General features: G+C 63.0%; 23 protein-coding genes. 16 read left to right on the forward strand and 7 right to left on the reverse strand.

Features of this window, described 5'->3' with window-relative positions; genetic code table 11:
• Window positions 1–7 precede the first annotated feature (7 nt).
• Genes nuoN through ACP2YO_RS22990 form a run of 5 tightly spaced genes read left to right on the forward strand, consistent with a single transcriptional unit; the run spans window position 8 to window position 4,647 of the window.
• Window positions 8–1,444: an NADH-quinone oxidoreductase subunit NuoN gene (gene nuoN / locus ACP2YO_RS22970; RefSeq protein ID WP_426442838.1), complete on the forward strand. Its 1,437-nt coding sequence runs from the start codon at window positions 8–10 to the stop codon at window positions 1,442–1,444.
• Complete coding sequence (locus tag ACP2YO_RS22975; protein WP_426442839.1) at window positions 1,445–2,251, forward strand: biotin--[acetyl-CoA-carboxylase] ligase; 807 nt, start codon at window positions 1,445–1,447, stop codon at window positions 2,249–2,251.
• Entirely contained in the window at window positions 2,251–3,921 is a 1,671-nt protein-coding gene (locus ACP2YO_RS22980) for a ribonuclease J (protein WP_426442840.1), read from the forward strand. The genes ACP2YO_RS22975 and ACP2YO_RS22980 overlap by 1 nt, the downstream gene beginning before the upstream one ends.
• A 40-nt stretch (window positions 3,922–3,961) precedes the next feature.
• Window positions 3,962–4,366 (forward strand): methylmalonyl-CoA epimerase, encoded by a 405-nt coding sequence (gene mce, locus ACP2YO_RS22985; RefSeq protein WP_426442841.1) that lies wholly within the window; start codon window positions 3,962–3,964, stop codon window positions 4,364–4,366.
• A gap of 5 nt (window positions 4,367–4,371) precedes the next feature.
• Window positions 4,372–4,647, forward strand: coding sequence for a DUF1467 family protein (locus ACP2YO_RS22990; protein ID WP_426442842.1), 276 nt, complete (start codon window positions 4,372–4,374; stop codon window positions 4,645–4,647).
• A gap of 30 nt (window positions 4,648–4,677) precedes the next feature.
• Here ACP2YO_RS22990 and ACP2YO_RS22995 read toward each other — a convergent pair whose 3' ends face one another.
• On the reverse strand, window positions 4,678–5,367 hold the full coding sequence (locus tag ACP2YO_RS22995) for an SDR family NAD(P)-dependent oxidoreductase (RefSeq protein WP_426442843.1): 690 nt from the start codon (window positions 5,365–5,367) through the stop codon (window positions 4,678–4,680).
• A 305-nt stretch (window positions 5,368–5,672) separates the two neighbouring features.
• Between ACP2YO_RS22995 and ACP2YO_RS23000 the strand changes: the two genes are divergently transcribed.
• The 3 genes from ACP2YO_RS23000 to mtnK all read left to right on the forward strand — a co-directional run bounded on the left by ACP2YO_RS23000 (window position 5,673) and on the right by mtnK (window position 8,082).
• Window positions 5,673–6,290, forward strand: a complete 618-nt coding sequence (locus ACP2YO_RS23000) for a TetR/AcrR family transcriptional regulator (RefSeq protein WP_426442844.1) — start codon at window positions 5,673–5,675, stop codon at window positions 6,288–6,290.
• Window positions 6,287–6,634 (forward strand): hypothetical protein, encoded by a 348-nt coding sequence (locus ACP2YO_RS23005; RefSeq protein ID WP_426442845.1) that lies wholly within the window; start codon window positions 6,287–6,289, stop codon window positions 6,632–6,634. Before ACP2YO_RS23000 ends, ACP2YO_RS23005 begins: the two co-directional genes overlap by 4 nt.
• 137 nt (window positions 6,635–6,771) lie before the next feature.
• The gene (gene mtnK, locus ACP2YO_RS23010) at window positions 6,772–8,082 is read left to right on the forward strand and encodes an S-methyl-5-thioribose kinase (protein ID WP_426442846.1); all 1,311 of its coding nucleotides are present in this window, start codon (window positions 6,772–6,774) and stop codon (window positions 8,080–8,082) included.
• A gap of 732 nt (window positions 8,083–8,814) precedes the next feature.
• Here the strand turns inward: mtnK and ACP2YO_RS23015 are convergent.
• The 4 genes from ACP2YO_RS23015 to ACP2YO_RS23030 all read right to left on the reverse strand — a co-directional run bounded on the left by ACP2YO_RS23015 (window position 8,815) and on the right by ACP2YO_RS23030 (window position 12,921).
• On the reverse strand, window positions 8,815–9,849 hold the full coding sequence (locus tag ACP2YO_RS23015) for an ABC transporter permease (RefSeq protein ID WP_426442847.1): 1,035 nt from the start codon (window positions 9,847–9,849) through the stop codon (window positions 8,815–8,817).
• Window positions 9,850–9,861: 12 nt separating this feature from the next.
• Window positions 9,862–11,364, reverse strand: a complete 1,503-nt coding sequence (locus tag ACP2YO_RS23020; RefSeq protein ID WP_426442848.1) for a sugar ABC transporter ATP-binding protein — start codon at window positions 11,362–11,364, stop codon at window positions 9,862–9,864.
• Window positions 11,365–11,373: 9 nt separating this feature from the next.
• Window positions 11,374–12,387, reverse strand: coding sequence for a sugar ABC transporter substrate-binding protein (locus ACP2YO_RS23025; protein WP_426443292.1), 1,014 nt, complete (start codon window positions 12,385–12,387; stop codon window positions 11,374–11,376).
• Window positions 12,388–12,513: 126 nt separating this feature from the next.
• On the reverse strand, window positions 12,514–12,921 hold the full coding sequence (locus tag ACP2YO_RS23030) for a globin (RefSeq protein WP_426443293.1): 408 nt from the start codon (window positions 12,919–12,921) through the stop codon (window positions 12,514–12,516).
• A gap of 483 nt (window positions 12,922–13,404) precedes the next feature.
• On the opposite strand from ACP2YO_RS23030, the gene ACP2YO_RS23035 reads away from it, so the two are divergent.
• The 8 genes from ACP2YO_RS23035 (at window position 13,405) to ACP2YO_RS23070 (ending at window position 22,569) form a co-directional block, all read left to right on the forward strand.
• The gene (locus tag ACP2YO_RS23035; protein WP_426442849.1) at window positions 13,405–13,776 is read left to right on the forward strand and encodes a DUF2946 domain-containing protein; all 372 of its coding nucleotides are present in this window, start codon (window positions 13,405–13,407) and stop codon (window positions 13,774–13,776) included.
• Window positions 13,777–13,861: 85 nt separating this feature from the next.
• The gene (locus ACP2YO_RS23040) at window positions 13,862–16,387 is read left to right on the forward strand and encodes a TonB-dependent receptor (RefSeq protein ID WP_426442850.1); all 2,526 of its coding nucleotides are present in this window, start codon (window positions 13,862–13,864) and stop codon (window positions 16,385–16,387) included.
• 39 nt (window positions 16,388–16,426) lie between these two features.
• Entirely contained in the window at window positions 16,427–16,930 is a 504-nt protein-coding gene (locus ACP2YO_RS23045; RefSeq protein WP_426442851.1) for a copper chaperone PCu(A)C, read from the forward strand.
• An 8-nt stretch (window positions 16,931–16,938) separates the two neighbouring features.
• Entirely contained in the window at window positions 16,939–17,457 is a 519-nt protein-coding gene (locus ACP2YO_RS23050) for a YcnI family protein (RefSeq protein ID WP_426442852.1), read from the forward strand.
• Between the two features lie 130 nt (window positions 17,458–17,587).
• A complete protein-coding gene (locus ACP2YO_RS23055; protein ID WP_426442853.1) occupies window positions 17,588–19,024 on the forward strand; it encodes a copper resistance CopC/CopD family protein in 1,437 nt (478 codons plus the stop codon).
• Window positions 19,025–19,189: 165 nt separating this feature from the next.
• Window positions 19,190–20,509 carry a proline--tRNA ligase gene (proS, locus tag ACP2YO_RS23060; RefSeq protein WP_426442854.1) on the forward strand — a complete coding sequence of 440 codons (1,320 nt, stop codon included), beginning with the start codon at window positions 19,190–19,192 and terminating at the stop codon, window positions 20,507–20,509.
• A 72-nt stretch (window positions 20,510–20,581) separates the two neighbouring features.
• Window positions 20,582–21,862, forward strand: a complete 1,281-nt coding sequence (locus ACP2YO_RS23065; protein WP_426442855.1) for a lipoprotein-releasing ABC transporter permease subunit — start codon at window positions 20,582–20,584, stop codon at window positions 21,860–21,862.
• Window positions 21,863–21,870: 8 nt separating this feature from the next.
• Window positions 21,871–22,569 carry an ABC transporter ATP-binding protein gene (locus ACP2YO_RS23070; RefSeq protein ID WP_426442856.1) on the forward strand — a complete coding sequence of 233 codons (699 nt, stop codon included), beginning with the start codon at window positions 21,871–21,873 and terminating at the stop codon, window positions 22,567–22,569.
• A gap of 1 nt (window position 22,570) precedes the next feature.
• Here the strand turns inward: ACP2YO_RS23070 and ACP2YO_RS23075 are convergent, their stop codons facing one another.
• Together ACP2YO_RS23075 and ACP2YO_RS23080 are read right to left on the reverse strand one after the other, a co-directional pair.
• Window positions 22,571–22,840 carry a DUF3551 domain-containing protein gene (locus tag ACP2YO_RS23075; RefSeq protein WP_426442857.1) on the reverse strand — a complete coding sequence of 90 codons (270 nt, stop codon included), beginning with the start codon at window positions 22,838–22,840 and terminating at the stop codon, window positions 22,571–22,573.
• Between the two features lie 121 nt (window positions 22,841–22,961).
• On the reverse strand, window positions 22,962–23,225 hold the full coding sequence (locus ACP2YO_RS23080) for a DUF3551 domain-containing protein (protein ID WP_426442858.1): 264 nt from the start codon (window positions 23,223–23,225) through the stop codon (window positions 22,962–22,964).
• Between the last annotated feature and the right edge of the window lie 53 nt (window positions 23,226–23,278).

Genomic DNA, 23,278 nt, shown 5'->3' on the forward strand with positions numbered 1-23,278 from the left:
CCATGCCATGAGCTTTTCCAGTGCAGGTTATCAGTTGCAGCCGGTGCTGCCCGAGCTGGTGCTCGCGGTCGGCGCCATGGTGCTGTTGATGATAGGGGCCTATCGCGGGGAGGGGACGACGCGGCTCGTCACCACGCTCGCGGTGCTGCTGCTGGCCGTGACCGGCGTGCTGGAGCTGACGCTGCCGGCCGGCAAGCTCGTCACCTTCGGGGGCAGCTTCATCGTCGACGACTTCGCCCGCTTCCTGAAAATCCTCGCCCTGATCGGCTCGGCGGTGACCCTGATCCTGGCGACCGAGTTCCTGTCCCGTCCGTCGCAACGGATCTTCGAATTCTCGATCCTGGTGCTGCTGTCGACGGTCGGCATGCTGGTGCTGATCTCGGCCGGCGACCTGATCACGCTCTATCTCGGCCTCGAGCTGATGAGCCTCGCGCTCTATGTCGTGGCCGCGAGCCAGCGCGACAACGCCAAGTCCAGCGAGGCGGGCCTGAAGTATTTCGTGCTCGGCGCGCTGTCGTCGGGCATGCTGCTCTACGGCGCATCGCTGATCTACGGCTTCACCGGCACCGTCAACTTCGCCGGCATCGCCGCGGCCGCAACCACCGGCAGCCTCGGCATCGTGTTCGGCCTGGTCTTCCTGCTCGCCGGTCTCTGCTTCAAGGTGTCGGCGGTGCCGTTCCATATGTGGACGCCCGACGTCTATGAGGGCGCCCCGACGCCGGTGACGGCGTTCTTCGCCTCGGCGCCGAAGGTTGCGGCGCTTGCCGTGTTCACCCGTGCGACGCTGACCGCATTCCCGGGCATCGTCACCGAGTGGCAGCAGATCCTGGTGTTCGTGTCGATCGCCTCGATGGCGCTGGGCTCGTTCGCCGCGATCGGCCAGACCAACATCAAGCGCCTGATGGCTTACTCGTCGATCGGCCATATGGGCTTTGCCCTGGTCGGCCTTGCCGCCGGCACGGTCGAGGGCGCGCAGGGCGTGCTGGTCTATATCGCGATCTACGTCGCGATGACGCTGGGTACCTTCTCGATCATCCTGGCGATGAAGCGCAACGGCCATGCTATCGAGCAGATCAGCGATTTCGCCGGTCTGTCCCGCACCAATCCGCTGCTCGCCTTCGTCTTCGCGATGTTCCTGTTCTCGCTCGCTGGCGTTCCGCCGCTCGCCGGATTCTTCGGCAAATTCTACGTCTTCGTCGCGGCGATCAAGGCGAACCTGTTCACACTCGCGGTGATCGGCGTGCTGACCAGCGTGGTGGGCGCGTTCTACTATCTGTCGATCGTCAAGGTGATGTATTTCGATCAGCCGATCAGCAAGCTGGATCCGATGCGGATCGAGCTGCGCACCGTGCTGGCGGTTGCGGGCATCTTCAACATCTTCTTCTTCGCCTATCCGGGGCCGCTGGTCAGCATGGCCTCGGCGGCGGCGAAGTCGCTATTCTAGATGGTATTCACTCTCGGGTCCCAAGCCATATCGGCGGGCTACAAGCTCGCGGCCTTCGACCAGATCGGATCGACCAATGCCGAGGCGATGCTGCGTGCGCGCGAGGGCGAGCGCGGACCGATGTGGTTCGTGACGCCGGAGCAGACCGCAGGACGGGGCCGTCGGCAGCGGGTGTGGGTAGCGCCGCGCGGCAACCTCGCCAGCAGCGTCCTTGAGTTGATGGACGTTCAGCCCGCGGTCGCAGCGACGGTCGGCTTTGCCGCGGGGCTGTCGTTGGAGGCCGCGCTGCAGCGGGTCAGCGTCGAGGCTGCGCTGCGGCTTGGGCCGGGCAGCCCCAAATACAGCCTGAAATGGCCGAACGACGTGCTCGCCAACGGCAAGAAGCTTGCTGGCATCCTGCTGGAGGCCGAGGCCGTCGGCAGCGGGCTGGCGGTGGTCGTCGGCATCGGCACCAATGTCGTCGCGGCCCCCGAGGGCACCCCGACGCCCGCCGTGTCGCTTGCGGCTCTCGGCATCCAGATCGGGGCCGAAGAGCTGTTTGGCGCGCTGTCGGACGCCTGGGTCGAATTCCGCGGCATCTGGGACAACGGCCGTGGCTTCCCCGAGATTCGCCGTCTTTGGCTGGAGCGCGCCGCCGGCCTCGGCAAGCAGGTCGCGGTCCAGACCGGCACCGCGGCGCTGGAAGGCACGTTCGACACCATCGACGACACCGGCTGCCTGATCGTCCGCACCGCCGACGGTGAGCGGATGCCGGTGACCGCCGGCGAGGTTTATTTCGGCAGCGCAGCTTCGATGGGGACGACCTGATGGCGCGGCCGGAAGAATTGACCTTTGCGCCGCTCGGCGGCGTCGGCGAGATCGGCATGAACCTGTCGATCTACGGGCTCGGCAACCGCCAACAGCGGTCCTTCCTCGCGGTCGATCTTGGGGTGTCCTTTGGCGACGAGGAGCATCTGCCGGGCATCGACCTGATCATGCCTGATATCCGCTTCCTCGAGAAGGAGCGCGACAATCTGATGGGCCTGGTGCTGACGCACGCCCATGAGGATCACTTCGGCGCCATCATCGATCTCTGGCCGAAGCTCCGTTGCAAGATCTACGCGACCCAGTTCAGTGCCGCGCTGTTCGAGGCCAAATGCGCCTCTGAGCGCAATCCGCCGAAAATCCCGGTGACCGTGATCCCGTCCGGCGGCCGGGTCGACATCGGACCGTTCAATGTCGAGTTCATCCCGGTCGCGCATTCGATTCCGGAGTCGCATGCGCTGGCGATCAAGACCGAGGTCGGCACGGTGCTGCACACCGGCGACTGGAAGATCGATCCGACGCCGATCATCGGCCTGCCGACCGACGAGCGGCGGCTGCGCGAGCTCGGCGACGCCGGCGTGCTGGCGCTGGTCGGCAATTCCACCAATGCGGTGCGCGACGGCCGCTCGCCGTCGGAAGCCGAGGTCGCGAAGACCATCGCCGAGCTGGTCAAGCAGGCCAAGGGACGCGTGGCGGTCACGACATTCGCCTCCAACGTCGCCCGGGTCAGGGCGGTGGCCGAAGCGGCAAGGGCCGCCGATCGCGAGGTCGTCGTGGTCGGCCGCGCCATGGAGCGCGTCGTGCAGGTGGCCCGCGAGTGCGGCTATCTCGACGCCTCGCACAAGTTCCGCAGCGCCGATGTCTACGGCCATTTGCCTGCCGACAAGGTGCTTGCGCTGTGCACCGGCAGCCAGGGCGAGCCGCGCGCGGCGCTGGCCCGGATCGCCAATGACGACCATCCGCAGGTGACGCTCAACAAGGGCGATACCGTAATCTTTTCCTCGCGCACGATTCCCGGCAACGAGAAGGCGGTCGGCGGCATCATCAATGGCCTGGTGACGCAGGGCATCGAGATCATCACCGATCGCGATCACCTCGTGCATGTCTCCGGCCATCCGCGCCGCGACGAATTGCGCGACATGATCTCCTGGGTGCGGCCGCAGCTCCTGATCCCGGTCCACGGCGAGGCGCTGCATCTTGCCGAGCACGCCAAGCTGGCGCGCGCCGCCGGTGTGCCGAAGGTGCTGATTTGCCGCAATGGCGATCTGGTCAAGCTCGGCCCCGGCGATCCCGGCATCATCGGCGAGGTGCCCTCGGGGCGGCTCTACAAGGATGGAACCATCCTGGAGGACTCCAAGTCGCGCGCCGTCGTGGAGCGGCGGCGGATGGGTTTTGCCGGCGTCGCCTTCATCGCCATCGCGGTGACCGACAAGGGCGAACTCGCCGACGATCCCGAGGTTGATCTCGTCGGCATGCCGGAGAAGAATAGCGAAGGCGAGACGCTCGACGACATCGTGTTCGACGCTGTCGTGTCGACGGTCGAGGGCCTGCCGCGGGCGCGCCGGCGCGATCCGGATGCGATGGCGGAATCGGTGCGCCGCGCGGTGCGGGCAGTGCTGAACGAGCATTGGGGCAAGAAGCCGATCTGCCTCGTGCATGTTCTGACGGTCTGACGCGCACATTTAGCTGCGCGCAACGACAAGGGAGAGAAGCATGCTGGGCCGGCTCAATCACGTCGCGATTGCGGTCAAGGACGCCAAGAACGCCGCCAGGATCTACGGCACGGCGTTCAACGCCGAGATTTCCGACGCCGTGCCGCTGCCGGAGCATGGCGTCGTCACCGTGTTCGTGACGCTGCCGAATACCAAGATCGAATTCATCGAACCGCTCGGCGAAGCATCGCCGATCGCGAAATTCGTCGAGCGCAACGCCGACGGCGGCATTCACCACATCTGCTACGACGTCCCCGACATCATCGCCGCCCGTGACCGGCTGATCGCCGACGGCGCGCGGGTGCTCGGCGATGGCCAGCCGAAGATCGGGGCTCACGGCAAGCCGGTGCTGTTCTTCCATCCCAAGGATTTTTCCGGCGCCTTGGTCGAGATCGAGCAGGCCTGAGCCGCATGATTTATCTGATCTCCACCGGGTTTGCGATCTACTTCGTCCTGTGGTGGCTCGTGCTGTTCCTGACGCTGCCGTTCGGCGTGCGCAGCCAGCTCGAGGAGGGAGGTGGTCCTCCCGGCACCGATCCCGGCGCGCCGGTGCTGGCACGGATGGGAAGCAAGCTGCTCTGGACCACGCTGATCTCGGCCGTGATCTTCGCAATCGGGATGTGGGCCTATTACGCCGGCTATCTGTCGGTCGACCGATTGTCGAAAATGATGGGGATGCCGTTCTAGCGAGGTTTGAACGAACTCATCGTTTGCCTCTTACTTTGATCCGACTAGCGAGACCACCGTCTCCGACGCTGCCATCAGCGCCGCCGCGTAGTCCGGCTCGGTCGATCGGGTGCTCGGCATGATGGCCTCGGCCTTGTTGTTGAACATGGCGCCGCTGTGTCCGGTGAGATCGGGTGAAACCAGAAGCGGCGTCAGACGCTTCGCGTAGATGTCGGGCTCCAGCGCCATGAACAAGAAGAACCACTCGATCGCGGCCAGCAGCTTTTTGGAGCCGAGCAGGTTGGCGCGAATATTGGTTTTGACGAAGCCCGGATTGAGGCCGAAGACGTCGATCCCGGGAAAGCGCCTGGCGAAATCCAGGACCAGCACCTCGTTGCCGGCGACCGTGTTCGAATGTGCTTTTATCCGGCCGTAGCCCCGCTCCGAATTCAAGTCGCCGACATCAGCGGTCTGGTTAGAGCCGGGGAATCCCATGACGAACACACGGGGCTTCATGCCCGACCGGGTACGATTGACGCCCAGACGGGAAGCGATCCGTTTCAAGATGACAAACCGGCTGAGATAGCTGATCGCAAGATCTTGCTCGATGCCATCAGCCGTAACCTCGCGCTGCGGGCCTGCCATGATCCCGGTGGTGAAGACGAGCAGGTCAAGCGTTTCAGCAGGGAGCGCCATGGCCACCCGCCCTGCCTCGCCGATCAGACTGAGATCGGCCTTCATGAACTCGATGCCGAACACGGATTCGTCCCGGAAGGTCTGGCCTACGACGAGAACGTGTGCGCCTCGAGCGGCCATCTGAAGGCTGATGGCACGGCCAATGCCGCCGGTCCCACCGATGATTGCGACTTTCAACCCCGCAAGCGTGAGGTCTCCGACTGGTGGCAGGCGAACCGACAAGCTATTGTCGCGCTTCATGATTTGGCTTCCATTCGGCTTTGATCTATAAGCTTCAGCTCAGCGAGCGAATTAGTTTCTTTCTAGAAAGAAACCTATATGTCAGGCGCCCGCTGTCAAGGGCGAAGGGCATGGGCCGACCTCCGGCAATCTCGAATGAGCAGATCATCGCCGAGGCACGGCGCTGCTTTCTGGCGCGCGGGGCGAATATCTCGGCGGTCGAAATCGCTCGGGAGCTCGGCGTAAGCCACACGACCTTGTTCAACCGCTTCGGATCGAAGGAAGGGTTGATGGTCGCTGCGCTCGGGATATCGGACGAAATCCCGTGGGTGGCCGGTTTGGAAACAGGCCCGAACGATTATTCATTCGTCGAACAATTGACGTCGCACGGCAAAATCATCGCCGAATATTCCCAGAGCCTTCACGCTAGAATGGCGTTGCTCCAAGCAGCCGGCATCTCTCATGAATGCGCGATGCCTCCGCAAGGCGCTTCACCCGCGCCTGTCAGGGCTTATCTTGCGTTCGCGGATTGGCTCAGACGCGCACAGGATCGGGGTCTTATCGGCGATTGCGGTGTCGAGACCTTGGCATCGACCATTCTGGGAGCCCTTTACAGCTGGACGCTGACCGCAAGTGCCTGTGGTCATTCTACCACCGCTGGCGCTCGAAATGATTACGTGGAGCGTTTCGTTGAGTTGATCTGGAAGGGCATAAGCCCGGTCGATAAGCAATTGGGGGGAGACGAATGAATTTCCAGCGGATCGCGATCGTTGTTTTCGTGCTGCTTGCCGCCGGCCTGGCGGGATCGTTCTATTTCTCATGGAAGCTCCTGACGCGGCTCCGCACCGTGCAGGCCTTTGTCGAGAGTTCGGTGTTTGCCGAGGCGGTCGCGGCCTGCGAGCGGGTGCCGAGCACCACACCCTTCAAATGGAATGACGGCAAGCAGACCGCCGTGATCGGACTTAACTCGGTCAAGGTCGACAAGAATACGATCAGTGCGACCTACACGCTGGTCGCCGACAGCGTCTATTGCGACTATGATCCGATCAGGAAGAAGGCCGACATCGGCTCGAATTTCCTGGAACGGGAGTGAGGATCAACCTCACCCAGAAGCTCGGTTCTGATTGCATCAGAACCGAGCTCCGGATTTATGTTTGACGCGTTTTCTTCACGCGAACCGGTATCCACTTCGCTCGAAAACGCTATGGGACGCGTGAGGAGGCGACCACGATGAACGTGCAGGCGCAATCAAGCTCCTCCGGGCAGGGCCAGTATCGAATCCTGCGGGAAGCCGATCTTCGCGATTATCTGGCGGGACTACCTCCCGTCGCCGCGCAACTCGGCGGCGCGCCGGCAGATTGGTCGATCAGCGAGGTCGGCGACGGCAACCTCAATCTCGTCTTTATCGTCAAGGGAACCAGCGGCGGCATCGCCGTCAAGCAGGCGCTGCCTTACGTCCGCCTGGTCGGCGAGAGCTGGCCGCTGCCGCTGTCGCGCGCCCATTACGAGCATCTGGCGCTGGTGCATCAGGCACGGCTGGAGCCGAAGCTGGTGCCGTCAGTGCTGCATCATGACAGCCCGCTGGCGCTGACCGCGATGGAGCTGCTCGAGCCGCACATCATCATGCGCAAGGGGCTGATCGAGGGTATCAGCTATCCGCGTTTCGTCGAGGATATCTCGACCTTCATGGCGCAGACGCTGTTCTTCTCGTCCGACCTCGCGCTGTCGGCTGCGGAGAAGAAGCAGGGGATCGCTGCGTTCGCCGGCAACCATGCGCTCTGCAAGATCACCGAGGATCTGATCTTCACCGACCCCTATAGGATCGCCGAGCAGAATCGCTGGACCGCGCCCTGGCTCGACACGACGGCGGCGGCTTTCCGCGACGACCTCGATTTGCACGTTGCGATCTCGCGGCTCAAGCTGAAATTCATGGCAAGCCCGGAAGCGCTGATCCACGGCGACCTGCACACCGGCTCGATCATGGTCACCGAGCGTGAGACCAAGGTGATCGATCCAGAATTCGCCTTCTACGGCCCGATGGGTTTTGATATCGGCGCCGTCATCGGCAATCTCATCATGGCCTATCTGGCCTCCGCCGGGCACGAACGCTCGCTCGGCGAACGGGCCGCGTTCGAGGCCTGGTTGCTGGAGACGGTGGAGGGAGTCTGGACCGAGTTTTCCCGCAAATTTCTCGCGCTGTGGCGCGACGAGGGGAAGGGCGACGGCTATCCGGTGTCGCTGTTCACAGGCGAGGCGGGTGCCGCGCGGCTGGAGGCCGAACGGCAGGCCTACATGACGTGGCTGTTCCAGGACACGGTCGGCTTTGCCGCGGCCAAGACCATCCGCCGCATCCTCGGCCTCGCCCACAATATCGATTTCGAGTGGATCACGGACGAGAAGCAACGTGCGATCTGCGAGGCGCGCAGCCTGCGGCTGGCGCGGACGATGATGCTGGAAACTCCGTCGTTCACGACGATCGGGGCTGTGACCAAGGCGGCGCGCGAGGCGCGCGAGTGGATGCCAGACTTCGCAAGCGGGTAGGGTGCGTTGGTGATGCGTAACCGGCTACCAGTCTTTCGTCTGACCGTAGGCAGTGTCTTCGTTTTTTCAGAATTTATTCTTGACGCGCACCCCAACTCAGCAGTCTAATGCCGCCGTCTCACCCGATTGAGGGGCGGCTCGCGATCGTCACGAACGTGGTGTGAGATGCGGTGGACGCTGAACGTGCAACTGACGAGAGCGCGTGAAGCGGACGGTGAAATCGTGCAGGCCTGACGCCCCAGTGGTTGGTGTCCTGTCACAAGAGACTGACGTCTCTTGCTGATGGCGGTGACAAACAAGCCCGGTCTCGCCGGGGGGAGCACGTATAAGCCGTAAACCATCGCGCAGGGAAAGCCGGAGTGCCTCCGCTGAACCTGTATGCTCGTGTGCGCTTCTCTTTCCACCCTTTGCACACGAGACCGCGGGTGCAGCGTGCACCCGGCTTTCCCTGCGCCCTCTGCTTGAGAGGCGCGAAACGAGATGCAAAGCTCGGGCAGATCATGTCGCGAGAATGCGGACTCTCATCCTCTCCCACTGTTTGACAATTGAATCAGATCAACACCGTCATCCTGAGGTGCGAGCCCTTGCGAGCCTCGAAGGATGAATAGGCCACCAGCCGGGCCGTGCATCCTTCGAGGCTCGCTGCGCGAGCACCTCAGGATGACGGGACTGACGGTGGTGCCGAATTCATCATCGCGATGTGGATGGAGCGCGTTTCACTCCATGCCAACCTCAATCCGCCGTCCGCTCGCGCAGCCGCTGTGCGTAGACGTTGATGATCAGTGCGGCGAGCAGGATGATGCCGCGGATCAGGATCTTCAGGAAGCTGTCGATATTGACGTGGTCGAGACCGTTGTTGAGCACGCCGAGCACGAACAGGCCGACGATGGTGTTGCCGATGCCGCCGCGGCCGCCGAACAGGCTGGTGCCGCCGACCACCACGGCCGCGATGGAATCCAAAAGATAGGTATCGAACTCGTTCTGCTGCGCGCTGCCGAAATGCGCAACGCCGAGCATTCCGCCGATCCCCGAACAGACCGCCGAGATCACCATCACACTGCCGAGGATCAGCTTGACGTTGAGGCCGGAGAATTCCGCGGCCTCGCGATTGCCGCCGACCATGTAGACGTAGCGGCCGAACCGCGTGTAGGTCAGCACCAGATGGCCGCCGAGCAGCATCACCGCGGCCACGATCACGATCCAGGGGATGCCGCCGATCGAGCCGGAGCCGAGCGTATTAATCAGGGGCGGCACCTTGTAGGCGATTTGGCCGCGGACCAAGAGCGCGGAGACGCCGGCCGCGATCTGCATCATGGCCAGCGTCATGATGAAGGAGGGGATGCCGATCATGGTCAGGCCCAGCGCATTGACGAGGCCGAGCAGCGCGCACAGCGCCAGCGCCAGCAGGATCGCGGCCCAGCCGGGCATCGGGAAATTCGCGATGTTGACGTAGGATTCCTGCAGCGTGAAAAAGGCCACCGCGATGCCGGTGACGTTGGCGATGCTGGCGATCGACAGATCGATCTCGGCGCAGAGGATCACAAATGTCAGCCCGACGGCGATGACGCCGGTGACCGACACCTGGGTCAGGATATTGCCGAGATTGTCGATCGTGGCGAACGACGGGCTTGCGATGGCGAAGAAGGCGCTGAGGAAGATCAGCGTCAGGAACGGCGCGATGTTGCGCATCTGCGAGCGCAGGAAGGTGCCGAGCCCGCGCGGCCGCTTGTGATCCACAGGCGTCGTCGCGCTGTCACTGCTTGCCATCATGTATCTCCATCAAGCGGCCTCCAGCAGCCGGTCCTTGCTGACCGTCTCGCCCGCGAATTCGCGAACCACCGCGCCGCGCTTCAGCACCAGGATGCGGTCGGCCAGCGACAGCACCGTCTCCGGCTCCGTCGACAGCACGATGATCGCCAGTCCCTTGGCGCGGAGATCGCGGACGATGTTGATCACGTCGTTCTTGGCGCCGACATCCATGCCGCGGGTCGGCTCGCACAGCACCAGCAGGCGCGGCGGGTAGGTCAGCCATTTCGCCAGTGCGACCTTCTGCTGGTTGCCGCCGGACAGCATGCCGAGGTCGAGGCCGACGACAGGGGGCCTGATCTGCAACTGCTCGACCTGCCGCTTGGCGATCTCGCGCTCGCGCAGCGGCTTGAGCAGCAGGGCGGAAATCCGATCGAGGATGCTGATCGAGATGTTCTTGTAGACCGGCTCCTGGTGAAACAGCATCGCGCGCCGGCTCTCCGGCACCAGCGCGACGCCAGCACGGCGTGCGTCGGCGGTGCTGCGGAATCTCTTCGCGGAGCCGTCGACCGCGAGCGTTCCGCCGTCCGGCTTCAGCTTGCCGAACAAGACGCGCGACAGCTCGAGCTGGCCGCAGCCCATGAAGCCGTAGATGCCGAGCACCTCCCCGGCGCGGGCCTCGAACGAGACGTCTTGAAGGTTGCGGCCAAGCGAGAGCTGGTCGACCTTCAGCACCACCGAACCGGTGCTGGACGGCTGCAGCGTGCGGTCTTCGGTGTAGCTGTGCTCCAGCGCTTCGCCGCCGCGGCCGATCATGGCCTCGATCAGGGCGACCTTGGTGGTGTCGGCGGATGCGGTCTCCGCGACCTTCCGGCCGTTGCGGAACACCGTCACCGTGTCGGAGACGCGCAGGATGTCCTCGATGAAATGCGAGATGAAGACGATGCTGGTGCCTTCCTCGCGCAGCTTGCGCAGCGTCGCGAACAGGCGCTCGACCTCGGGCGGAGAGAGCGCGGAGGTCGGCTCGTCCAGGATGATGATGCGCGCGCCGGAAAACAGCACGCGCGCGATCTCGATCAATTGCTGCAGGCCGATCGGCAAGTCGCCAAGCCGGGTCATTGGATCGACGTCGATGCCGAAGCGCGCGAGCTGCTCGCCGGCCTCGCGCGCCATCCGCCGCCATTGCACGAGGCCGAGGCGGTTGGTCGGCTGGTTGCCGAGAAAGACGTTCTCGGCGACCGTGAGGTCAGGGGCGACGCTGAGCTCCTGATGCACCATGCCGATGCCGGCCGCATGCGCATCGCGGGTCGAGTGGAAGCGGGTCTCCTGGCCGTCCAGCATGAAGCGGCCGGAGAATTCCGGGTGCACGCCGGCGATGATCTTCATCAGCGTGCTTTTTCCAGCACCGTTCTCGCCGACGAGACCATGGATCTCGCCAGCGTGAAGCGCGAAGTCGACCCCACGAAGGGCTTCGACACCGCCGAAGGCCTTCGTGATCTGGTTCAACTCGAGGACCGGGAAGCGTCCCTGCGACATGAAGGGCGCTCAGATCAGGAAGTGATTCTCCATCCACTGCATGCCGGGGGCGTTGGCCTTGGTCACGACCGGGCCGTCGGTCACGACGTTCTTCGGAATGCCCTGGCCGCTCTTCTCGCCGTTCACGACGGCGGCTACGCCGGCGACGATCGCGCCGCCATGGATGCGGCAGGACGGGTTGCGAACGGTCGCGAACATGCGGCCTTCGCTGACCGCCTGGATCGCCGGCGGCATGGCGTCGACGCCGCCGATCAGGATGTTGGCGCGGTTGTGCGCCTTCATGATGTTGGCGGCGGCGAGCGCCATGTCGTCATTGTGGAAGAATGCCGCGTCGATCTGCGGATATTTCGTCAGATAGGTCTCCCACAGGCGCGCGGTCTTCGACACGTCCCAATCGCCGGGCTGGGTGTCCAGCACCTCGATGTTGGGGAACTGCTTGATGACGGAGTTGAAACCCTTGGCGCGGCCCTGCGCGCCGGTGTGGCCGAGCGCACCCTGGGTCATGATGACCTTGCCCTTGCCGCCGATCGCATTGCAGAGCGCCTGAGTCACCGAGGCGCCCATGAACTCGTTGTCGGGCGCGAGGAACGCGTGGACGTTGATTTGATCGAGCGGGGCAATCAGCGTGTCCATGTCGATCACAGGGATGCCGGCGTCGATCATCTTCTGCACGGGCTGGGTGAGGGTGCCGATGCCGAAGGCCTGCATCGCGACGAAGTCCCATTTCTGCGACGCCATATTGTCGATCGCGGCGCGCTGCTTGACGGCGTCGAGCTGACCGTCGAACCAGGTGACCTCGACGTTGAACAGCTTGCCCCAGAACTCGGCGGCCTGCTTGCCCTGCGCGCACCACGTCGCCTGCAGTCCGGCGTTGGAGAAGGCGGCCTTCAGCGGCTTTTCCGAGCGGCCCATTTCGGCTGCGAGCGCGGAGGTGGCACCGATTCCGCCAAACAGCGCTGCCGCCGCTCCGCCGGCCGCAGCCATCTGCAGAAGATCACGCCTTGTCGTCGGAGACTTGTCCATCCCTGGCATTGTTGCTTGCTCCCTCTTCATTTTTCTGACCGTCGGCGTCAGTTGCACACGCCTCGGATAAAGCGAGTGTGTCACAATCGAAACGGCCGCGCTACGGCCTCCGTACCGGAGATGTTTTTAGTCGGCGTGTTGCGTGACGACGGCCCCGATGTCGCGCAACAACTTGTGCCACGCAGCATCGATCTCATCGGACCATTGTTCACCCAGGATCTCGCGCAGCGCATCGGCGATCACGCCGAAGAACGCGACGAACAATTCACGCGGCGTGCCGTAGGCGTCGTGCGAGGACACCTCGCAGTCGATCAACCGGAAATGCCCGGTGCGCTCGCCGGCGAAGTCGAGGATCGATTCGATCGTGAGCGAGAGCATCGAGCCCTTCACCGGGTCGCTTCCTTCGCTGCGAAACATCGCCTGCGCTTCGGGGTGTTCGCGAAACAGGCGGCGATAAACCTGCGGCGTCAGATCGTCGCAGCGCTCAGCTGCTAGTTCGAAGCTGTGTTCGATCGGATTCGACGATGGCGTCATCATGGATTGCGATCATCACATAAAAGATCGTCACATAAAAAAAGAGCAGGGCTCCGAGCCCTGCTCCAAAAATTGTGTCGACCCTGTTTGCCCCAAAAATTCGATTGATCTTGATTGATGGGGTTGACGCTGCTTATGCGCGCCGGGCTCCTCCCGAGACTTGGACCACCAGGACTCACCTTGCGGCTGGCCTGAGGTTCAATAGGTAGACTATCTTTTTTCGTTTGTCATCATTTTCGGCAACGATTGTTCAAATTTCGAGCAAATTGCGAAATGATTGGGATATTGCGACTGCCGGTTGCATGAAGGTCATGAAAACCCGCGCTGGGGTAAGGGGGTACGGACTGTCTTCACCACACCGGAGACCGCCCGCGCAAAGTCGTCACAGTCGGCAATTTTCGTTGCCGGGAAGAAACAGGACAGGGTCACGATCTCGACTCCTGACGCGCGGGGTGATTAGTTCACCTGCGGATGGGTGTTGCAATGCGCCGGCGGCTGAAGAATTTTCTGCCCATAGTGATGGTTGCCCTGCTGGTGCAGATTTTTGCACCGATCGGCGCCTGCTGGGCGGCGAGCCTTGCCGCGTCCGACCCGCTGGCGGCCGCCTCCATCTGCCAGGGCTATGCAAGCTCACAAAATGGGCAGGGCGACTCGACCGGGCATCGTGCCCATGACGGCTGCTGCTCGGTCTGCAGCGTGCTCCACACCGGGGCGCCGATCGATACCCCTGACATCGCGGCGGTCCCCGTCGAGCGTGTGGCGAGCCATATCGCCTGGCACGATTTTGCGTCCGAGTTCGACCGCCTCCGCGCCGGCTCGCATGCGCAGGCCCGCGCACCACCCTTCGTTTCCTGACGACGATCTCGCTGCCGCTGCGCCTTTGCGCATCGGTGATTGCTATCGAGCCAGCCGGCCGCAGTGCCGGTGTCAGGACATTTCCATGTTTCGCTATCATGCCCTCAGTGGCGTGAGCGTTGTTGCCATCCAGGCGACGCTGCTGGCGTCTGCCGAGATCGCCTACGCGCAGAGCGCAGAGCAGAAGGTGCTGCCGCCCGTCACCGTCGAATCGCCGCGGCCCCCAAAGCCGGCTGCGCGCAAGCCTGCCAATCGGATTGCAGCGAGGCCGCAGCGGACGACACCCGTTGTCGCGACCGAGCAGAAGCGCCCGGTCGTGGTCGTCGAGACCGACGGCGCAGGCGCTGGCGCCCGCGCCTATTTGGGGACGCCGCCCGCGGTCGCGCGGTTCCAACTGCCGCAGAGGTCATTCAGCGTCACGTCGAAGCAGATCGACGAGACCATCAACCTCAAGGACCCCGAGGACGCGGTCAAATACCTGCCCAGCCTGTTCGTGCGGAAGCGCAACGATGGCGACAATCAGGCGGTGCTGGCGACGCGAAGCTGGGGCGTCAATTCGAGCGCGCGGACGCTGATCTATTACGACGACCTGCTGGTCTCGGCGCTGATCGGCAACAACAACAGCGGCGCGTCGCCGAGGTGGAACCTGATTTCGCCGGAGGCAATCGGCCGCATCGACTTCCTCAATGGCCCGTTCGCCGCCGCCTATCCCGGCAACTCGATCGGCGGCGTGCTGCTGATCACGTCGAAGATGCCCGACAAGCCGTTCGCCGTGGCCAAGGAAACGGTTTCGGTGATGCCGTGGAATCAGTACGGCACCAAGGACACCTACGTGACGAGCCAGACCAGTGCTGCGGCTGGCGACCGCAACGGCCCGCTGTCGTGGCTTGTTACCGCGAACCATCTCGACAGCTACCAGCAACCGCTCACCTATACGACCATGGGCGCTTCAACGACGAATCCGACTGGGATTCCGGTTGGAACGACCGGAACGTTTCCGGCCCTGAGCAAGCAGGGTGTCATCGCCAACGTCGTTGGTACCGGCGCATTGGCCCATTCGGTGCAGGACGCGGCGAATGTGAGGCTGGCCTACGATGTCTCGCCGTTGGTGCAGGCAACGTATTCGCTGGGCATCTGGAATAATCACCAGACATCTGATCCTCAGACTTATCTGAAATCGACGGCCACCGGCCAGCCGACGTTTGGCGGCGTCACCGGCTTTGCAAGTAACAGGTACATCTGGGACCAAACGCAGCTCAGCAACGCCGTTTCGGTCAAGAGCGATACGAAAGGCGTGTTCGATTTCGATCTGTCGGCGTCGAGTTACAATTATCTGCAGGACATCCTACTCAACCCCTACACGGTTAACTCGGGCGCGGGCTATTCGCTGAACGGCAAGATCACGCGCAACGACGGAACCAATTGGCAGAACGCCGATGCAAAAGGCATCTGGCGTCCGTTCGGAGTAGATGGCCCTCAAGAGGTCAGTTTCGGCATCCATGGCGATCGCTATCGCCTGGAAAACCCGACTTATCTGTCGACGGTCTGGTACGCGACGTCCTCGACCGGCACCGGTCAGTTGCTGGCCGACGGAGTAGGCGAAACCCGTACCGGCGCGCTGTGGGTGCAGGATGCGTGGAAGATCGTTCCGAATCTGAAGCTAACGCTCGGCGGGCGGCTCGAAACCTGGCGCGCACTCGATGGGTTCAATATTGGTTCCAACGTTGCCGCAGGCACCGGCACGATTGCCATGCCAATCCCGACGATAACGCAGGTACCCACGATTCAGCCCGGACTCGGGTCGACAAACTTTTCGCCGAAAGCCTCGCTTTCGTTCGACCCGAACAAGGACTGGAACATCACCGCCAGTTTTGGCGAAGCCTATCGTTATCCCACCGTCACCGAGCTTTACCAGAACATAACGGTCGGCGGCGTTGCGACCGTTGCCAATCCGTTTCTGACTCCCGAGCAGGACTTCACCGGCGAGCTGAACATCGAGCGCAAATGGAGCGACCGACGCGTCCGGTTGACCCTGTTCAAGGAGCGCACCAACAACGCGATCATCTCGCAAACGAACAATGTGCAGGATTCCAAAGGTAATCAAATTCCAACGACGGTTATCAGCAATGTCGATGCGATTCGGATGCAGGGGATCGAGCTCTCAGCCGACAAGGACAATGTGTTCATCGCCGGTCTGCAGCTGTTCGGCAGCGTGACATACGTCGATTCCAGGATTCTTTCCGACCCGACCTGGACCGGTACTGATCCGCTGACAAACCTGCCGACCACCGCGACCGGCAAGCGCGTTCCCTACGTACCGGATTGGCGCGCCAAAGCCGGTGTGACCTATCGACCGAACGAGAGCTGGGCCTGCACGGTTGCGGCGCGCTATAGCAGCAAACAGTATTCGACTTTGGACAACACTGATCGAGTTTCCCATGTCTACGGCGCGTTCGACAACTACTTCGTCGTCGACATGAAGATCCATTACAACGCGACCAAGAATTTGGCGTTCGATTTCGGCATCGATAACATCTTCAACGAGCAGTACTTCCTGTTCCACCCATTCCCGGGCAGGACGTTCGTCATGGCCGGGAAATACAATTTCTGAGCTGGCGGGCTATCGGCAACAACAAGAGGAGCTTCAATCATGAAAAAGACACTGACTGCGCTGGCCGCGATTCTCGCATTCGCTCTGGTCGCACCCGCATCCGCCGAGGACGTCAAGGCGGGGGATCTCGTGATCTCGCAGGGCTGGACCCGCGCCACGCCAAACGGCGCCAAGATCGGTGGCGGCTATCTCACGATCGAGAACAAGGGCACCGCTCCGGACCGGCTGCTCGGCGGCTCCGGCGACGTCGCCGGCAAGATCGAAGTCCACGAAATGGCGATGGACAACGGCGTGATGAAGATGCGTGCGCTCGATAAGGGCCTGACCATCGAACCCGGCAAGACCGTGAAGCTCGCGCCCGGCGGCTACCACCTGATGATGTTCGACCTGAACGCGCCATTGAAGCAGGGTGACAAGGTGCCGGTCACGCTCGAATTCGAGAAGGCCGGCAAGGTGCCGGTGTCGCTGGACGTGCAAGGCATCGGCGCGCAGGCGCCGGGTGGCGGCGATAGTTCCGGCCATATGGACATGAAGAAGATGTGAGGTCGGCCATGAGGACGCATACGCTTTTCATCATCGCCGGCATGGCGCTCGCCATGTCGCCGGCGATGGCACATATCACGCTCGAGGGAAAACAGGCGACGATCGGCTCGTCCTACAAAGCGGTGTTTGCCGTGCCGCACGGCTGTGCGGGATCGGCGACGATCAAGATTCGCGTGCAGATTCCGGAAGGGGTGATCGCGGTGAAACCGATGCCGAAGGCAGGCTGGAACGTCGAATCCATCACCGGCAAGTATGAGACCGAATACGACTATCACGGTCACAAGTTCACCGAAGGCGTGAGGGAGGTGGCCTGGAGCGGCGGCAAGCTCCTGGACCAGAACTACGACGAGTTCGTGATGCACACCTTCCTCACCGATGTGCTGAAGCCAAACACCACGCTGTATTTCCCTGTCGTGCAGGAATGCGAGCAGGGTGTCAGCCGCTGGATCGACATCCCCGCCGAAGGGCAGGGCGATCACGGCAGCAAGTCGCCCGCGCCGGGCGTCAAGCTGTTGCCGAAATCGTAAGCCGAAGCGGCTGGTCGCAAGCATTGCCGCGCTGCTCGTCGGGCTCTGTCTTGCGACCGTGGCCCATGCACATGCCGTCCTCGTCGGCGCGGAGCCGGCAGATGGCAGTGTTTTAGCCGAGGCGCCGAAAATGGTGGTGCTCCGCTTCAACGAGGCGGTGGCGCCGACCGTGGTCAGCCTGCTCGACGCCGCAGGTAAGCCACGCGACGTTGCTTTCAGCAGCGTCGATCAGTCCGTGCAGGTGACGCTGCCCGAGGATCTGCCTCAGGGTACGCAGGTCATCAGCTATCGGGTAGTGTCGCAGGACGGCCACCCGGTAGCGGGGTCGTTGCTGTTCTCGATCGGCGTCGTGACCGGCTCGGCGGCGCCGTCGGGCGGTGGTGCGGTCAGTCCGCTGATCTGGCTGGCGAAGATCGGCGTCTATCTCGGACTGTTCGCCGGCGTCGGCGGCGCCTTCTTCGCGGCATGGATCGGGCAGGGGCCTGCGGGCGGCCGGGTGATCCTGTCATCGCTCGGCATCGGGTTCATCGGCGCGGTCGTCTCGCTCGGCCTTCAAGGCATAGACCTGCTCAATCTTCCGCTGTCCGGGCTTGCGACACGCGCGCCGTGGGTCGGCGCGCTTGCCACCAGCCTTGGTCCTTCGATGCTGATTGCGATTGCCGCGATGCTGATCGCGGCAATCAGCTGGCGGAGGCCGTCCGTCAAAATGGGCCGGATGCTAACCTCCGTCGCGATGGTCAGTGTCGGCCTCGCGCTCGCTACGAGCGGACATGCCGCGACGGCGTCGCCGCAATGGCTGACGCGGCCCGCGGTCTTCATCCATGGCATCGGCCTCGCTTACTGGATCGGCGCTTTCACGCCGCTGGCGGCGATGTCATGGCGGCGAAGCGATACGCTGCCGTGGACGCTCAAGAGATTTTCCGCCATCGCCGTGCCGGTCGTCGCGCTAATCGCGCTGTCGGGACTGGCGCTCGCGATCGTCCAACTCGAGACCGTCAGCGCGCTGATCGACACCCGATATGGCAACATCCTTGCGCTCAAGCTCGCTCTGGTCCTGTTGTTGCTCGTGCTGGCGGCGCTGAACCGGTTCGTACTCACGCCGGCGGTCACACGCGATGTCAACGACGCGAAGCCGTTGCTGCGATCGGTCCTGGCGGAATGCGTGCTTGCCATCGCGATCCTGGCGCTGGTGGCCGGCTGGCGCTTCACACCGCCGCCGCGCGCACTCGCGATGTCGACGGCCGCTCCGCTTGCGATCCACATCCACACCGACGCCGCGATGTTCCAGGTGCTGATCGCGCCGGGCAAGGTCGGGCAGAACGATTTCGTGCTGCAGCTGATGAACGGGGATGCGAGCCCGTTTGCCGCCAAGGAGGCGACGCTGACGCTGAGCCTCCCCGACAAGGGCATCCAACCGATGGACCACAGCGCCACGCTCGGTCCCGACGGCTACTGGCACGTGAACAAGGTACCGTTGCCGTTCCCCGGCCGCTGGCACATGCAGATCGATGCCCTGGTGACCGATTTCAAGAAAGTGACGCTGGAAGACGACTTCGAGGTCAGGTAAGGGCAGGGCCTGCGCACCCGGCGGCTTGGGTTGGGCGCAGGGCGCGGAAATGGCCGAAAATCGCCTGATTTGACGGGTTTTTCGCGATTGTCGGCCTTGTGTTTTCGCACCTGATCCGGTTTCACTGCAGCTCTTCCGGCGCATCCCTGATTCCCGAGTAACACCATGCGATTGTCGCGGTTTTTCCTGCCCATCCTGAAAGAGAACCCGAAAGAGGCGGAGATCGTCTCGCATCGCCTGATGCTGCGTGCCGGCATGATGCGGCAGGAGGCGGCCGGCATCTATGCCTGGCTGCCGCTGGGCTTCCGGGTGCTGAAGAAGATCGAGCAGATCGTGCGTGAGGAACAGGACCGCGCCGGCGCGCTCGAGCTCCTGATGCCGACGCTGCAACTCGCCGATCTCTGGCGTGAAAGCGGCCGCTATGATGCCTACGGCCCGGAGATGCTGCGCATCATCGATCGCCACAAGCGCGAGCTGCTGTATGGGCCGACCAATGAGGAAATGATCACGGAGATCTTCCGCTCCTATGTCAAGTCCTACAAGAACCTGCCGCTCAACCTCTACCACATTCAGTGGAAATTCCGCGACGAGCAGCGTCCGCGCTTCGGCGTGATGCGCGGCCGCGAGTTCCTGATGAAGGACGCCTATTCGTTCGATCTCGATGAGGCCAGCGCGCGGCGCTCCTACAACAGGATGTTCGTCGCTTACCTGCGCACCTTCGCGCGGATGGGCCTGAAGGCTATCCCGATGCGAGCCGAGACCGGCCCGATCGGCGGAGACCTGAGCCACGAATTCATCGTGCTCGCCGAGACCGGCGAGTCCGGCGTCTTCTGCAACAAGGACGTGCTCGATCTGCCGATCCCGCCCGACGACGTCGACTATGACGGCGATCTCACCCCGATCATCAAGCAGTGGACGTCGGTTTACGCCGCGACCGAGGACGTGCATGACGCCGCGCGGTTCGAGAGCGAAGTGCCGGCGGACAAGCGGGTGAACACCCGCGGCATCGAGGTCGGTCAGATCTTCTATTTCGGTACCAAATATTCCGACATCATGAAGGCGATGGTGGCCGGTCCTGATGGCGTCGACGTGCCGATCCATGGCGGCTCCTACGGCGTCGGCGTCTCGCGTCTGGTCGGCGCGATCATCGAAGCTTGCCATGACGATGCCGGCATCAAATGGCCCGAGGCGGTCGCACCGTTCCGCGCTGCGATCCTCAACCTCAAGCAGGGCGATGCCGCGGTCGACGGGGCCTGCGAGAATCTGTATCGCGACCTCACCGCGAAGGGCGTCGACGTGCTCTATGACGACACCGATCAGCGCGCCGGTGCGAAGTTCGCCGCCGCCGATCTGATCGGCATTCCCTGGCAGATTCTCGTTGGGCCCAAGGGCCTGGCAGAAGGCAAGGTCGAGGTGAAGCGTCGCAGCGACGGTTCGCGCGAGAACATGAGCCCGGCCGAGTTGGTCGCAAAGCTGGCGAACTAAAGTTTATTTACCACGCGCATATCCGCGGGGTAATCCGGCCACAATTGGCCCGAATCATGGGATTACCGATAGATGGATGACACCATGAGCGAGCCAGTCCGCACCCCGCCTTTCGCGCCATTCGAATGGCTGCTGTCCGGACGCTACTTGCGCGCACGTCGCAAGGAAGGATTCATTTCGGTCATCGCCGGCTTTTCGTTCCTGGGCATCATGCTGGGCGTCGCCACGCTGATCGTCGTGATGGCGGTCATGAACGGCTTCCGCAAGGAGCTGTTGGACAAGATCCTCGGCCTTAACGGGCACATTCTGGTGCAGCCGCTGGAATCGCCGCTGACCGATTGGAAGGACGTCGCCGACCGCATCAGCCAGGTCCAGGGCATCCGCCTGGCCGCGCCGGTCGTGGATGGGCAGGGGCTCGGCTCCTCGCCGTTCAACGCGGCCGGCGTCTTCATCCGCGGCATCCGCGCCGACGATCTCAACAACCTCACCTCGATCGCCAAGAACATCAAGCAGGGCACGCTCGAGGGCTTTGACGACGGCCAGGGGGTTGCGATTGGCCGCCGGCTTGCCGACCAGCTCTCGCTGCATGCCGGCGACAGCATCACGCTGGTCTCGCCGAAGGGCGCGGTGACGCCGATGGGGACCACGCCGCGCATCAAGCCCTACAAGATCACGGCGGTGTTCGAGATCGGCATGTCGGAATACGATTCGACCTTCGTGTTCATGCCACTGACCGAGGCGCAGGCCTATTTCAACCGCAACAATGACGTCTCCTCGATCGAGGTCTTCACCACAAATCCCGACAAGATCGATACTTTCCGCAAGGCAGTGACCGAGGCCGCGGGGCGGCCGGTGTTCCTGGTCGACTGGCGGCAGCGCAATTCGACCTTCTTCAACGCGTTGCAGGTCGAGCGCAACGTGATGTTCCTGATCCTGACCATGATCGTGCTCGTTGCGGCGCTCAATATCGTCTCCGGGCTGATCATGCTGGTAAAGGACAAGGGCCAGGACATCGCGATCCTGCGCACCATGGGTGCGTCCCAGGGGTCGATCATGCGCATCTTCCTGATCACCGGCGCGTCGATCGGCTTCGTCGGCACGCTTGTCGGCCTCATGGTCGGGCTGCTGATCTGCTTCAACATCGAATCGATCCGGCAATTCCTTTCCTGGCTGACGAACACGGAATTGTTCGATCCGACTCTGTATTTCCTGTCCAAGCTGCCGGCGGAGATCGATTTCGGCGAAACGCTGGCGGTCGTCATCATGGCGCTGACGCTGTCCTTCTTGGCGACGCTCTACCCGTCGTGGCGCGCCGCGCGCCTCGATCCGGTCGACGCACTCCGGTACGAGTGAGGGCGGGCATGGCGGAGGGGGCGGAAGATGTACCGGTTATCTATCTCCATGACATCAAGCGGGAGTACAGGCAGGGCGAAGCGACACTGACGATCCTGAACGGCGCCAAGCTTGCGTTGTGGCCGGGGCAGTCGGTGGCGCTGGTGGCGCCGTCGGGGTCGGGCAAGTCGACGCTGCTGCATATCGCCGGGTTGCTGGAGAGCCCCGACGACGGCGAGGTCTATGTCGCGGGAACGCCGACGTCGCAACTGGCAAACTCCGATCGCACCCAGATCAGGCGCTCCGACATCGGATTCGTCTATCAGCAGCATCGGCTATTGCCGGAATTCACCGCGCTCGAAAACGTCATGCTGCCGCAGATGATCCGGGGGCTCAAACGCTCCGAGACCATCAAGCGATCGACCGAGATCCTGGGCTATCTGGGGCTCGGCGACCGCATCAAGCACCGGCCGGCGGAGCTGTCGGGCGGTGAGCAGCAGCGCGTCGCGATCGCGCGCGCGGTTGCCAATGCGCCGCGGGCGCTGCTGGCGGACGAGCCGACCGGCAATCTCGATCCAGCCACGGCCGACCACGTCTTCGGCGCGCTGATGCAACTCGTCAAGGCGACGCGGGTCGCGATGCTGATCGCTACCCACAACATGGAACTGGCTGGGCGAATGGATCGCCGAGTGTCGCTCGCGAACGGACAGGTCGTCGAACTGGATTAGATCAGTAGGCCGGGCGGCGTCCCCGCCTGGCTGGCTCCCTCGGTCGATTGGGGGAGGGCCCGACATAATAGGGATTATTGGCGCACATCGCTGGGAGACCGGACGCCGTTGCCTGGCACTGCTCGATCGACGTGTAGCCGCACTCGGTATTTTCACCGCCCCATCGATAGTAGGTTATGCAGACCGGGGAGGTGGAGTCGTATTTTTGAGCGCGTGCTGGCGCGCTTGCGACAGTAACCAGCGCCAATAGTGCCAGAATCAAGCTTCGCATCAGAAATTGTCCCGTCGATTAGGCGTCCGCAGCTGTCGCACGCCGGACTTGCGCCGCAGCAGGCGTCGTTGCACGAGTCTGCGTCCAGTCACGTTCTCGTGCCCCGATCGCGACCCGGCGATCAGCGGATGAACAGCCCGAAGAAACTACCTTCGTCGTGCTCGCGCGGAGGGATGTTAATATACGAGCGCGGGCTGCTGTCGCCGGCATAGTAGGGATTGGCGATGCAATTCTGACCGATCCCGGCGGCGGAGGCTTGGCACTGCTGATAAGTCTCATACGCGCAGTTGCTGAGACCGGGATACCGGTCGCCTTGCATGCAGAACGGATAGCGCACGCCGACGGCTTGCACGGGAACCGCGGCAAATGTCGTGAATGCGGCCATAGACGCCGCAGCAAGAACCATTGTCCGCATTGTTGCATTCCTTTGCTGCGAAA

The sequence above is a fragment of the Bradyrhizobium genosp. P genome, from assembly GCF_049949265.1.
Lineage (GTDB): Bacteria > Pseudomonadota > Alphaproteobacteria > Rhizobiales > Xanthobacteraceae > Bradyrhizobium.